At 69.6% G+C, this 13148-nt stretch carries 12 protein-coding genes; 1 reads left to right on the top strand and 11 read right to left on the bottom strand.

The annotated features are described in order from the left end of the window. Positions 1-206: 206 nt before the first annotated feature. Positions 207-1133, top strand: a complete 927-nt coding sequence (locus AC068D_RS22565) for an ADP-ribosylglycohydrolase family protein (RefSeq protein ID WP_478824836.1) — start codon at positions 207-209, stop codon at positions 1131-1133. Positions 1134-1440: 307 nt separating this feature from the next. Here the strand turns inward: AC068D_RS22565 and AC068D_RS22560 are convergent, their stop codons facing one another. From AC068D_RS22560 to AC068D_RS22510, 11 genes are all read right to left on the bottom strand, one after another. After that, positions 1441-4272 carry a DEAD/DEAH box helicase gene (locus AC068D_RS22560; RefSeq protein ID WP_478824835.1) on the bottom strand — a complete coding sequence of 944 codons (2832 nt, stop codon included), beginning with the start codon at positions 4270-4272 and terminating at the stop codon, positions 1441-1443. A 143-nt stretch (positions 4273-4415) separates the two neighbouring features. Beyond that, positions 4416-5378, bottom strand: a complete 963-nt coding sequence (gene tatC, locus AC068D_RS22555) for a twin-arginine translocase subunit TatC (protein ID WP_478824834.1) — start codon at positions 5376-5378, stop codon at positions 4416-4418. A 42-nt stretch (positions 5379-5420) separates the two neighbouring features. Continuing rightward, the gene (tatA, locus tag AC068D_RS22550) at positions 5421-5699 is read right to left on the bottom strand and encodes a Sec-independent protein translocase subunit TatA (RefSeq protein WP_478824833.1); all 279 of its coding nucleotides are present in this window, start codon (positions 5697-5699) and stop codon (positions 5421-5423) included. A 483-nt stretch (positions 5700-6182) separates the two neighbouring features. Continuing rightward, positions 6183-6380, bottom strand: coding sequence for a hypothetical protein (locus tag AC068D_RS22545; protein ID WP_478824832.1), 198 nt, complete (start codon positions 6378-6380; stop codon positions 6183-6185). A 210-nt stretch (positions 6381-6590) separates the two neighbouring features. After that, a complete protein-coding gene (locus tag AC068D_RS22540; RefSeq protein WP_478824831.1) occupies positions 6591-6854 on the bottom strand; it encodes a hypothetical protein in 264 nt (87 codons plus the stop codon). Between the two features lie 21 nt (positions 6855-6875). After that, the gene (locus tag AC068D_RS22535) at positions 6876-7832 is read right to left on the bottom strand and encodes a helix-turn-helix transcriptional regulator (RefSeq protein WP_478824830.1); all 957 of its coding nucleotides are present in this window, start codon (positions 7830-7832) and stop codon (positions 6876-6878) included. An 18-nt stretch (positions 7833-7850) separates the two neighbouring features. Continuing rightward, positions 7851-8810: a helix-turn-helix transcriptional regulator gene (locus tag AC068D_RS22530; protein ID WP_478824829.1), complete on the bottom strand. Its 960-nt coding sequence runs from the start codon at positions 8808-8810 to the stop codon at positions 7851-7853. Between the two features lie 153 nt (positions 8811-8963). Then, on the bottom strand, positions 8964-9335 hold the full coding sequence (locus AC068D_RS22525) for an FKBP-type peptidyl-prolyl cis-trans isomerase (protein ID WP_478824828.1): 372 nt from the start codon (positions 9333-9335) through the stop codon (positions 8964-8966). Between the two features lie 43 nt (positions 9336-9378). Further along, on the bottom strand, positions 9379-10308 hold the full coding sequence (locus tag AC068D_RS22520; RefSeq protein WP_478824827.1) for an FKBP-type peptidyl-prolyl cis-trans isomerase: 930 nt from the start codon (positions 10306-10308) through the stop codon (positions 9379-9381). A 114-nt stretch (positions 10309-10422) separates the two neighbouring features. Continuing rightward, positions 10423-11784, bottom strand: a complete 1362-nt coding sequence (gene pafA / locus AC068D_RS22515; protein WP_478824826.1) for a Pup--protein ligase — start codon at positions 11782-11784, stop codon at positions 10423-10425. A gap of 9 nt (positions 11785-11793) precedes the next feature. Then, entirely contained in the window at positions 11794-13065 is a 1272-nt protein-coding gene (locus AC068D_RS22510; RefSeq protein ID WP_478824825.1) for an MFS transporter, read from the bottom strand. Between the last annotated feature and the right edge of the window lie 83 nt (positions 13066-13148).

The following is a 13148-nucleotide window of genomic DNA, read 5'->3' as shown; positions in this document are numbered from 1 at the left end:
GAGGCGGCCCGCCGCGCCGCCGGGCAGGGCCGGGTCGCGACTCACGGCTGCCCGGCCATGACCGTGAACCGCTGCCTGCCGCGCCGGGCTTCACGACCCGACGGGCGGTCACTGGTACGTCCCGTGGTTCAGGCTGCTGTTCGTGGGTGGCTCCGCGTCATCCGGGGCGGCGTACTGGCTCCTGGCCGCGCCGATAGCCTGACCGGATGGAAACGATGAACCGGGTGACGGGCGCGGTGATCGGCTCAGCCGTCGGCGACGCGCTCGGCGCGCCCTTCGAGTTCGGCCCCGCAGGCGTCTACTCGGCTCGTTTCCCCGACCGCGTGGGCGAGATGTGCGGGGGCGGTGGCTGGGATCCCGGTGAGGCCACCGACGACACCCAGATGGCCGTTCTCGTGGGCGAATCCCTGCTGGAGCGAGGCGGATTCGATCCGGCGGACATGTTCGACCGCTTCCGGCGCTGGGCCGCGGGCGAACCGAAGGACATCGGTCTCCAGACCGAGCAGGTGCTCGGCAGCGGCGACCCGTGGGATCACGCTGCGGCAGTGCACTTCCAGGTCAACGGCCGTGCTGCGGGCAACGGTTCGCTGATGCGGGCGGCAACACCGGCCGTGTACTTCGCGCATGAGGGGCGTACGGCCACCATGGCCGCCGCCCGCCGCATCGCGGCCCTCACGCACGGCGACCGCGCCGCGTGGGAGGGCACCGCGGTGCTGCACGAGCTGATCCGTGTCGCCCTCGAGGGTGGTGACCCGCTGGACGCGGTGCCCGAGGCGCTGGCCGAGATCCACGAGGACCACAGGGAGCGCTGGGCGAAGGTGCTGGCGCCGGGGTGGCACCCGGACGACGCGACCGAGTTCAACGGCGCGGTGTGGCCGTGCCTGGGTTCGGCCCTGTGGGCACTGCGCACGACGACTTCGTTCGAGGAGTCGCTGGGCGCCGCGATCGATCTGGGCGGCGACACCGACACGGTTGCGGCGGTCACCGGCGCACTGGCGGGCGCCCTGTACGGGGCGTCCGCGATCCCTTTGCGCTGGACGGACCCGCTGCACGTCCCGCTGCCGGGCTTCGGCGACCGCGTGCTGCGCGCCCCGGACCTCACGGCCCTGGCCGAGGCCCTGGCCCGAGGGTGATCCCGCGCGGTGCGGGGCGGCTCCGGTGGAGTTCGGCTGTTGTGCCCGGCGCGGGGCCGCCGAACGTGCCAGGGTGTGGTTGCCGGGCCTGCCCCCGGCCGTGAGGGCGGCCCGTGCGCCCGTCCTCGAACAGCCGGACGGGCTCGAGTTGGACGGGGCACCACCGGGTGCGGAGCCGGCCGCCGGTACCGGTGCACGGGCCCGTGCCACGCGCGGCACGGCCACCGCCGCGGCCCCCCGGGGGGACAGGACGCACAGGCAGGGGCCCCGCACCGCCATGCGGTACAGGGCCCCTGCCCACCGTCCGCTAACCGACCGAGCTGTACGCCACGACGCCGCGCAGCAGTGCGTCGACCGCCTTGCGGGCGTTGCGCGCCACCGTCGTACCGTCGCCCGGCGCCGCCGCCGCGATCTGGCCCAGCACATCAATGACCTGCTTGCACCAGCGGACGAAGTCGCCGGCCGGCATCTCCGCCTCGCGCAGCACCTCGTCGAGGCTCTTGTCGGAAGCCCACTGGTACGCCGCCCAGGCAAAGCCCAGGTCGGGCTCGCGCTGTCCGACGCCCTCCGCCTGGTTGATCTTGAACTCCTCCTCGAGCGCGTCGAGTCGGCCCCAGATCCGCACCATGTCCCCGAGCGCGGCCTTTGCCTTCCCCGAGGGAAGCTTCGGCGCCACCGCGTCGTCGGCCTGTCGTGCCTCGTAGACCAGGGCCGAGACACACGCAGCGAGTTCGGCGGGACTCAGTCCTTCCCACACACGCTCACGCAGGCACTCGCTGGCCAGCAGATCCAGCTCGCCGTAGAGCCGGGCGAGGCGCTTTCCGTGTTCCGTGACCTCGTCGCCGCGCAGATAGTCCATCTCGGTCAGCAGACCGACGATGCGGTCGAAGGTGCGGGCGATCGTGTTCGTCCGCCCCTCGATACGGCGCTCCAGCTGCCGGGTGTCCCGCTGCAGCCGGTGATACCGCTCCGCCCACCGGGCGTGATCCTCGCGTTCGTCACAGCCGTGGCAGGGATGGGCCCGGAGGTCCTTGCGAAGGCGGGCGATCTCACGGTCGTCGGCCGCCTCGGACCGCGGCCTGCGGTGCCGGTCGGGGACGATGTGCCCGGCCTTGGTCCGCAGCGCGGACGCCAGATCACGCCGCGACTGCGGTGAGCGCGGGTTGAAGGACCGGGGAATCCGCATCCGCTCGAGCGGCTCCACGGGGACCGGGAAGTCGATCGAGGCGAGGCGCTTGACCTGCCGCTCCGCGGTGAGCACCAGAGGTCGGGGGCCGTCGTGGTACTCGAAACCGCCGCGGTGGCCGTTGCTGCGGCCCGCCGGCAGGCCCGGGTCGAGGACGAGGGCGAGGCCGGCGAACTTTCCGGTCGGGACATGGATGACGTCGCCCGGCTTGAGCTTCTCCAGGGAGGACGCAGCGGCCGCCCGGCGCTGCGCCGCGCCCTGCTTGGCCAGCTCCGTCTCGCGGTCCTTGAGCTCACGGCGCAGCTGCGCGTACTCCTCGAAGTCCCCGAGGTGGCAGGTCATGCCCTCCCGGTAACCCTCGAGTCCCTCCTCGTTCCGCTGGACCTGTCGCGAGATGCCGACGACCGACTTGTCCGCCTGGAACTGCGCGAAGGAGGTTTCCAGCAGCTCGCGCGACCGATGGCGACCGAACTGCTGCACCAGGTTCACGGCCATGTTGTACGACGGCCTGAAGCTGGAGCGCAGCGGATACGTGCGCGTACCGGCGAGGCCGGCCAGCGCACCGGGGTCCATGCCGCGCTGCCACAGGACCACGGCGTGGCCCTCGACGTCGATTCCGCGGCGGCCCGCACGACCCGTCAACTGGGTGTATTCACCAGGGGTGATGTCGGCATGCTGCTCACCGTTCCACTTGACGAGCTTCTCCAGCACCACCGAGCGCGCGGGCATGTTGATGCCCAGGGCCAGGGTCTCGGTGGCGAACACGGCCTTGACCAGGCCCCGGACGAAGAGCTCCTCGACAACTTCCTTGAATGTGGGGAGCATTCCGGCGTGATGCGCGGCTATGCCCCGCTCCAGCCCCTCGAGCCACTCGTAGTAGCCGAGCACATGGAGGTCCTCGCCGGGGATGGTGGCCGTGCGCTCCTCGACGATCTCGCGCACCTTGTGGCGCGCCTCCTCGTCGTTGAGGCGCAGTCCCGCGTACAGGCACTGCTGGACGGCGGCCTCGCATGCGGCGCGGCTGAAGATGAAGGTGATCGCGGGCAGCAGCCCTTCGGCGTCGAGCCGCTCGATGACCTCGGGCCGGGAGGGGGTCCAGATCCGGCTGCGCTGTCTGCGCTCGCGCTCGCGGTCGGCCTCGCGGACCATCTTGCCGCGTCGGCGGTCGCGAGGGTTGTACGTCCGCGAGTTCTCCATGCGGGCCATGCGGACCAGGTCGGGGTTGACCTCGCGGCGTGCGGCCCCCCGGCCGCCGTGGTCGGTCTCCTCCTCGAAGAGGTCGTACATCCGCCGCCCGGCCAGCACGTGCTGCCACAGCGGCACGGGCCTGGACTCGGAAACGATCACCTCGGTGTCACCACGGACCGTGTCCAGCCAGTCACCGAACTCCTCCGCGTTGGACACGGTGGCGGAGAGCGACACCAGGGTCACGGACTCGGGAAGGTGGATGATCACTTCTTCCCAGACGGCACCGCGGAAGCGGTCCGAGAGGTAGTGCACCTCGTCCATGACGACATAGCCGAGTCCGAGAAGCGACTGGGAACCCGCGTACAGCATGTTGCGCAGGACCTCGGTGGTCATGACGACCACGGGTGCCTCGGAATTGACGCTGTTGTCGCCCGTGAGCAGTCCGACCTTCTCGGGGCCGTACCGCTTGACGAGGTCCGAGTACTTCTGGTTGGACAGCGCCTTGATCGGGGTGGTGTAGAAGCACTTGCGCCCCTGGGCCAGTGCGAGGTGCACGGCGAACTCGCCCACGATGGTCTTGCCCGACCCGGTGGGCGCCGCGACCAGTACGCCCTTGCCTGCCTCCAGGGCCTGGCAGGCCTCGATCTGGAAGGGGTCCAGACCGAATTCGTACAAGTCGCGGAAAGGAGCGAGCGCCGTGGACTGCTCGGCGGCGCGGAGCCGGGCGGCCGCGTATCGCTCAGCTGGTGAGAGGTCCTCTGTCATCTTGCTGTCGAGACTACCCGCCACCTCTGACAGCAGGCGCGATCTTTACTGGACGGGGGAAGGACCGCCGCAGAGCACGCGCGGCCGGTCGCGCGGTGTGCGCGCCCCGGCCGTGTCGTGCGGTGGGAAGGACGAAACGGGGGTCAGGTGATGTCGTCGTACCCGTTGATCCTCGGCGACCTGCCGCCGTCGGCTTCTCCGCTCGCCTGCTCGGGCAGGGCCCGAGCGGCGGGCACGGGCTCGACGGCTCCGACCTCCTCGGGACTGAGGTCCAGCTGGGAGGCCTCGTCATCGCTCAGCTCCGCGTCGGGGTTCCGGCGCCGACGGCGGGCGTCATTGACGAACGAGAACGCCACGGCGAAGAAGTAGAGCACCGCGAGCGGACCGGCCAGCAGCAGCATGGAGATCGGCTCACCACCGGGGGTGGCGATGGCCGCGAAGGCTGTGAGACCGATGATCATGCCGCGCCACCAGCCGAGCATCCGCCTGGCGCTGAGCACCCCGGTGAGATTGAGCAGGATGAGCAGCAGCGGCAGTTCGAACGCGGCGCCGAAGACGATCACCATGCGGGTGATCAGATCCAGGTAGTCGTCCAGCGGCAGCAGGGGCCTGGCGCCGGACGGCACGAAGCCGAGCATGATCGCCGCGGTCTGCGGAAGGATCGAGTACGCCAGGTACGCGCCGCCCAGGAAGAGCGGCACACCGGCGGCCACGAAGGTCACCGCGTACCGCTTCTCGTGCGTGTGCAGCCCCGGGGCGACGAAGGCCCACAGCTGGTAGAGCCAAATCGGAGTGGCTGCCAGCACACCCGACATCAGGGCGACCTTGAGCGCGATGGTGAACGGTGACAGCAGGCCCTGAGTGGTCATCTCGGCGCAGGGATCGCCGTTGCTCATGGTGAGCGCGCCGTCCGAACACCCCACCGACTCCAGGATCGGCCGCATGAGGAATTCGAAGATCTCTTTCTGGAAGAAGGCCGCGACGATCGTGACCACGGCGATCGCCAGGACCGACTTCATCAGCCGGTTGCGCAGCTCACGCAGGTGCTCTCCGAGGGACATCCGCCCCTCGGCGTCCTTCTCCTGCTTGCGGGCAGACTTGAGCAACCCACTTCCTCGTCTCGTGCGAAAAACCGTCGGGGAACCGGATCAGCTCTGCGTCGTACGGTTCGGCTCCGAGACCGGACGGCTGCTGTGCACATCTCCGGGAGCGGCCTGGATCGTCCGCGGCGCGTCCTGCGGCTGCGCGGTCTGCTCGGCCGTGCCCGCCGGCTCGTCGTCCTTCTTCATCGCCTTGGCCTCGCTCTTGAGGATGCGAGCGGACTTGCCGAGGGAACGAGCCATGTCAGGCAGTTTCTTGGCGCCGAACAGCAGCAGGATGACGACGACGATCAGAAGGATCTCAAGGGGCTTCAGATTGCCGATCATGTGCGACTTCCTTCTCACTGAGGCGGCTGAGGGGGCGGGCTGCCCGTTTGGCCGGACATTCGTCCGATCACCATGAATGACAGCGATCGTAACCCGCCCGGGTAAACGCTGAGCAATGGCTGCACGTACCGTCGGTTGCGCCCAGCACCCGTACCGGCAGGACGCCATTGGCAGCGTACCTCGCAGGCCTGTCCGGCAGGAGACCTCGCCCTGCCCGTGCGGTGGCCGGAACGACGGCGGGAAGGGCGGTGGCCGAAAGGCCCACCGGCTCGCGAGGAACTGCACGGCAATCCCCGGCCACCGCGGGGGACGTACCTCCACGCCGCACTGGCGCCGTCACCCGAGCCCCGGAACCCGGAACCAAGGGTTTCCGGTGGGGCGGCGCCGCCACCGCCCGGTGATCGTTTCCCTCGGCCCCGGCCGGCCGGGAACCTCGCGCACCGGATACCACGCGCTCCCCGGCAACCACTTCTGGCCACCGCGCTAGCGCCAGGTTTCGCCGCTCTTCGCCAGTCGCGTCGCCGACCGGTCCAGCTCCTGCACGGCCCGGTCGATCAGATCCGTGGCCGTGGCCACTTGGCGGCCGAGGCGCTGGGCCTCCAGGAAGACCCTGATGCCGAGGACACCGAGGACGGCGATCCCGAGGAATCCGAGGGCGATGGCGAGCATGGGCCAGAACATGGTGGAGAGCCTAGGGCCTTTCCTTCGGTCGGGCTGGTCGGTGAGCGGGGTCCGGTGCCGTGCATCGCAAGGCGTAGGAGGGAGTCCCACGACGCGGAGCGTCGACGACCGGCGACAACGCAGCGTGGGGACAGCTCCCAACGGCAGCCGGGGGATGCGGCGCCGGGGCGCGCGAGCCCGGCAGGATCCGGAAGAGCCGGGCCCCCGGGGTCAGACGGTGGAGTGGAGGCGCAGCGTCCGCACACCGCCGCCGGTGAGGAGCTCGACGATCCGCTCCCCCGCGGGCTTGCGCACCGCCACACCGCACTCGGGGCAGGTGAAGGAGTAGAAGGTCGTCCTGCGACTGGCACCGATGGCGAGCCTCAGCGCACCCGCCGAGAGTTCGATGCGGGCACGGCAGTCCGGGCAGGCGGCCTTGAAGAGGACCGGGACCCTGGACACCGATACTGCGGACAGAACAGACATATCCCTCATATCTCCCATCGGTGGCGGCGATCAGTCCTGGGCGTCGTACGCAGCCAGCGCCTCACTCGCTGCACGCCGTGCACTGTCGGCCAGCTCCTGCGGTGAGACGATCCGGCCGTCCCGCCCCAGCCGAAGCGCGAGCCGGCGCAGCGAAGCCGGGTCGGGGGTGCGCAGGGTGATCCGCAGACCGCCCCCGGGCAGCTCCTCCGCGCTGTCGTGCGGGTAGTACTCGGCGACCCAGCGGCCGCCGGGACCCACCTCCACCACGACCTCGGGGTCTTCTGCCGACGGCTGGACAAGCCCCTCGGACAGGTCGCGGAGCTCGACCTCGGGCGGCGCCGACGGCTCGTCCAGCAGCCGGATCTCCGCGACCCGGTCGAGGCGGAAGGTTCGGCGCGCCTCGGAGAGGTAGCACCAGGCCTCCACGTACGTGTGCCCCACGGCGAACAGCCGGATCGGGTCAACCTCGCGCTCGGTGAGCTCGTCACGCGCCGGTGAGTAGTAGCGCAGCCACAGTCTGCGGCGCTCGGAGATGGCCCGGTCGACATCGGCGAAGACACCACCCTCGGACTCGAAGGTGACCGACAGTCGCGAGCTGGCTCCGGCCGCCTCGCCGGCGGCGGCCTCCAGCTTCGCGGTGGCGCGCAGCAGCGCTTCCCGGTCGCTCTCGCGAAGCCCCGGCAGCGTGGCGACGGCGCGCGCGGCGACCAGCAGGGCGGTGGCCTCGTCCGCGGCGAGCCGCAGCGGTTCGGCGACGTCGTCGGGGTTGTGCCACCAGATCCGGTCGCCGTCCGTGTCGATGTCGAGCAGATCCCCGCCGCGGAAGCTCGTTCCGCACATCGGCAGTACGTCGAGGTCCGAGATCAGCTCGTCCTCGGTGATCCCGAAGGCCCGGGCGACGTCCCCGACACGGGCGCCGGGGCGCTCGCGCAGATAGGTCACCAGCGAGAGCATCCGCCGGGTCTGGTCAATCGCGTTCGCGGCCATGGTTGTTACGAGTCCCCCTCAGCCCTTGGCCACGGCACGCAGCCGGTCCACCACATCGGCCCGCAGATCCGCGGGCTCCAGTACGACGACGTCCGGGCCGAACTCGACGAGCCAGGCGTCCAGGCCGTGCCCGTACGGAATCTCCAACTCATCCCAGCCGTCGCCCAGTTCCCTCACGGCCGTGGCGCGGGCGCGCAGCGGATATCCGGCCTCCGCCCGCAACCTGATCCGTGCGGAGCGGGTCGCGGTCTCCCCCGCCCAGCTCTCGACGGTCTCCCGCACGGTGACCACGTCCGGGACGGGCGCGGTGAACGTGCCGGCCCTGGAACGGACCCGTCCGGTGATCCGGGAGAGCCGGAAGACCCGCTCCGCGCCACGGTCCCGGTCCCAGCCCGCGAGATACCAGTGGCCGCGCCAGCACTCCAGCGTCCATGGCTCGACATGACGGGTCTCGGGACGTACGGAGTTGGATTTGCGGTAGTCGAAGACGACGGGCCGACGGTCGCGGCAGGCGAGCATCAGCGGCTCGAAGGCGGCCTCGTGAACCGGGATACGGGGCTCGAGGGCGCTGTGCTGGGTGGCGTCGTACGAATCCTCGGCCTCGGGCATGCCGGCCGCGCGCAGCTTCTGCAGTGCACCGCTTGCCGCACCGGCGAGACGGGCCTGCTGCCAGACCTTGGCGGCGAGACCGAGCGCGGCGGCCTCCTCGGCGTCGAGCGTGATGGGCGGGAGACGGTTGGAGTCCCGGCGGGCGAGATAGCCGATCTCCCCGTCGAGGTTGTCCACCGTGGCGATGATCAGGCCGAGTTCACGCAGATCGTCCTTGTCCCGCTCGAACATGCGGTTGAAGGAGTCGTCATTCCCCGCTTCGAGGTAGGCCTCGATCGAGCCGCGCAGTTCACGCTTGCTGAGCGGCCGTCGCGTCCCGAGCAGACACAGCGCCAGGTTCATGAGCCGCTCGGCCTTGGCAATCGCCATCGACGCCCTTCCCGCCCTTCCTCGCAGTCCTTCTGATCGTTGAACCTACCGCTACGGGCTGTCATGGCAAAAGCGCGGGGCCCATGCCCCCGGGTTCCGGGTGTCCCAGGACCAAGTCCTGGGAGGCATGGGCCCCGCTGTGACCGGATGCGATCAGATCGCGACCAGGTCGCAGACGAAGATCAGTGTCTCGCCGGGGGCGATGCGGCCACCGGCGCCACGGTCGCCGTAGGCGAGGTGCGCGGGGATGACCAGCTGGCGGCGTCCGCCGACCTTCATGCCCTGAACACCCTGGTCCCAGCCCTTGATGACCTGGCCGACACCGAGCTGGAACTGCAGCGGAGTACCGCGGTTCCAGGACGCGTCGAACTCCTCACCGGTTGAGAAGGCCACTCCCACGTAGTGGACGGAAACGGTGTCTCCGGCCTTGGCCACCGGACCGTCGCCCTCCCAGATGTCCTTGATCTCCAGGTCGGCCGGCGGCTCGCCACCCGGGAAGTCGATCTCGGGCTTCTCGATGTTCACGTGGTGCTCCTTGTGTTCTCTGTACAAGTCAACCGGGACAGTCTTACAGAACCGCGAGGATGTCGACGGAGAAGACCAGCGTGGACTTGGGCGGGATCGGGCCCTGGCCCTGGTCCCCGTAGCCCATGTCCGGCGGTACGACGAGGAGGACACGGCTGCCGACCTTCTTGCCCTCCAGGCCCTTCGACCAGCCCGGGATGACGTTGGCGAGCGGGAAGCTCACCGGCGCGCCCTTGGAGTAGCTGCTGTCGAACTCCTTGCCGTCCTTCCACAGGACGCCCTTGTACTGCACGGACACCGTGTCACCGGACTTCACCGCGGGACCGCTGCCCTCGATGATGTAGTTGGACACCAGCTTGGTCGGTGCGGGCTTCTTGGGCACGTCGATGGACGGGGCCTTGCCGTCGGTGTTGGTGCCCACCTTCGGCAGGTCGATGTTGTCCTGCGCGACCTCGGTGCCCTTCGCCGACACCGGGACGCTGACACCCTTGACGATGTCCATGACGAACACCAGCGTGGCGTTCGGCGGAATGTCGCCCTGGCCCTGGGCACCGTAGCCGAGCGCCGGCGGGATCGACACCTCGAGGCGGCTGCCCACCTTCTGACCGTCGAGGGCCTTCTGCCAGCCCTCGATGACACCGCCGCCGCCGATCGTCACCGAGAACGGCTCACCCCGGTCGAAGCTGTTGTCGAAGGGCTTGTTCCCGTCCCAGACCTGGCCGAGGTAGTTCACCTGGGCCAGGTCGCCCTTCTTGAGCTTCTCCCCCTTGCCCTCGCTGATCACTTCGACCTTGAGGTCCTTGGGCGGTTCGCCCTCGCCCTTGGCGAGGGTCGGCTTCTCCCCGAACTTCGCTCCCGCGGTGATCGCGGGGAGTCCGTTCGTCGAAACGGCATCGGAGGCCTTGTCGTCACCGCACGCCGCGGTGGAAAGCAGCAGCAGGGGGACAACGAGAAGGCCGGCAAGTCGGCGCACGTGTTCCTCAGATCTCAGACGGCACATCGGTCGCTCGACACTCTAGGGCGTGCCACGGGCCCCGCACGAGAACGTGCGGAGCCCGTCCTGCTTCCCCGGCGACCGCCCGGATCACTACATTCCGGCGATGAGCTTCTCCACCCGGTCGTCGACGGACCGGAAGGGGTCCTTGCACAACACGGTGCGCTGCGCCTGGTCATTGAGCTTCAGATGGACCCAGTCGACGGTGAAGTCCCGCCGCTGTTCCTGGGCCCGGCGGATGAAGTCGCCGCGCAGCCGCGCCCTGGTGGTCTGCGGGGGCACGGACTTGCCCTCGAAGATCTTGAGGTCGTTGCAGATCCGGGCGGCCTGGCCCTTCTTCTCCAGGAGGTAGTAGAGCCCGCGGCGCCGGTGGATGTCGTGGTACGCGAGGTCTATCTGGGCGACCCTCGGGTGCGACATCGTCATGTTGTGCTTGGCCCGGTACCGCTCGATGAGTTTGTACTTGATCACCCAGTCGATCTCGGTGCCGATCCGGTCGAGGTCCTCCTCCTCGATCGCGTCGAGTGTCCGTCCCCAGAGTTCGAGGACCTGTTCGACCGTGCCGGTGCGGATGCCCCGCCGGTCGACGAAGTCCACCGCCTTCTCGTAGTACTCGCGCTGAACCTCCAGGGCGGAGGCCTCGCGGCCGCTGGCCAGCCGGACCTTGCGCCGGCCGGTGATGTCGTGGCTGACCTCGCGGATGGCCCGGATGGGGTTCTCCAGCGTCAGATCACGCATCACCGTGCCGGCTTCGATCATCCGCAGAACGAGGTCGGTCGCGCCGACCTTGAGCAGCATGGTCGTCTCGGACATGTTCGAGTCGCCCACGATGACGTGCAGCCGTCGGTAGCGCTCGGCGTCCGCGTGCGGCTCGTCACGGGTGTTGATGATGGGTCGGGAACGGGTGGTGGCGGAGCTGACGCCCTCCCAGATGTGCTCGGCACGCTGGCTGACGCAGTAGACGGCCCCGCGCGGGGTCTGCAGCACCTTTCCGGCGCCGCAGAGCAGCTGCCGGGTGACGAGGAACGGAATCAGGATGTCCGCGAGCCGGGAGAACTCTCCGTGGCGGGCGACGAGGTAGTTCTCGTGGCACCCGTAGGAGTTTCCCGCCGAATCGGTGTTGTTCTTGAACAGATAGACGTCGCCTGCGATTCCCTCCTCGTGCAGGCGGCGTTCGGCGTCGACGAGCAGGCCTTCGAGGATGCGCTCGCCCGCCTTGTCGTGGGTGACCAGTTCGGTCACGTTGTCGCATTCGGGAGTTGCGTATTCAGGATGCGAACCCACGTCGAGGTAGAGGCGGGCCCCATTGCGCAGGAAGACATTGCTGCTGCGGCCCCATGACACGACACGGCGGAAGAGGTATCGCGCCACTTCGTCAGGAGACAGTCGGCGCTGTCCCCTGAACGTGCACGTGACGCCGTACTCGTTCTCCAGCCCGAAAATGCGGCGGTCCATGACTGAACATTACGCCTGACGGCCTGAGCTGAAACCGGGTTCGACAGCACCGCTTCGATCATTTTCGTCCGCGGCCGCGATGTGCCCGCCCTCGCCGGGAACCGCGAGGGCCTTTCCGGTGGCCAGCAGCACCAGCAGCGCGGCGGCTCCCCCGACGCCCGCGACGGCGAAGCCGACCGCGGTCCCGCCGAGTTCCACGGCCGGTCCCGCGGCGGCCGTTCCTACGGCCGCACCGACGCCGAACGTCGTCACCAGCCAGGAGAACGCCTCGGTGACGGTGCCACGGGGGGCGTGCCGGTCGACGACGATGAAGGCACAGGCGATGGCCGGCGCGAGGAACACGCCCGCGACAACGCCGAACACGGTCATCAGCGGTACACCAGGGGTGAACATCAGCGGCAGATAGCCGAGTGCGAGCAGACCGATGATCACGCGCAGCCGCCGTTCGGGGGCCCCGCTCCACTGACGGGCGCCGTAGGCGACGCCACCGATGAGCGCTCCGAGGCCCAGGGCCGCCATCAGCCAGCCGTACACCGACTCCCGTCCGTGGTCGTCGGCGTACGCCAGACCGGCGACGGTGATGGACCCCAGGGCCAGGCCCACGAAGAAGAACGAGCCGAGCAGTGCGAGCAGCCCGGGAGAGCGCAGGGCGCCCAGCCAGTGGGCCTCACGAGGTGCGGACCGCCAGACCCTGGACGGCTCGGAGACCACGACGGAGAGCGCGCCCACAAGCCCCAGGGCATTGATGACCAGCAGGGCCGCGGCGGGCGAGAAGAGCCAGACGAGCAGCGTCACCAGCAAGGGACCGACCGTGAACATGATTTCCTGGGCGACCGCGTCCATGGCGTAGGCGCGGTGGACCCGGTCCTCGCGGTGGCCGAGGACACCCGGCCACAGCGCACGGAGCCCGCCTTCGAGGGGCGGGGTGAAGAATCCGGCCACGACGACGGCCGCGTAGGCCACCGGCAGCGGGTCGGTGCCGACGACGGCGAGCAGCACCATGCCGAGTGCGGAGACGACCGCGGCGGGGAGCTGGACACGGGGCTGTCCGTGGAGGTCGACGAGTCGGCCGAGCAGCGGCTGTCCCGCGGCCGTGGCGAGCCCGTACACGGCCGCCAGGGCGCCCGCGAGGGTGTAGCTGCCGCCCTCGGAGCGGGCGAACAGCACGATCGCGACATGCGCGGTGGCGTTCGGCAGGCGGCCGACGAGGGTGCCCGCGAGAAGCCGGGCGGCATGCGGCGCCTTGAGGATGTCTGCGTATCCGGACGCTCCCGCGACCATGTCCCGCCTCTTCGGTAGACCCCCGTTTCCGGGGAAGTTTTACGTATAACTCAACAGGTCATACGTATCATGTCCGCAGGTCG

It is taken from the genome of Streptomyces sp. NPDC043861 (assembly GCF_056435905.1).
This window is presented reverse-complemented; position numbering and strand designations above follow the sequence as displayed.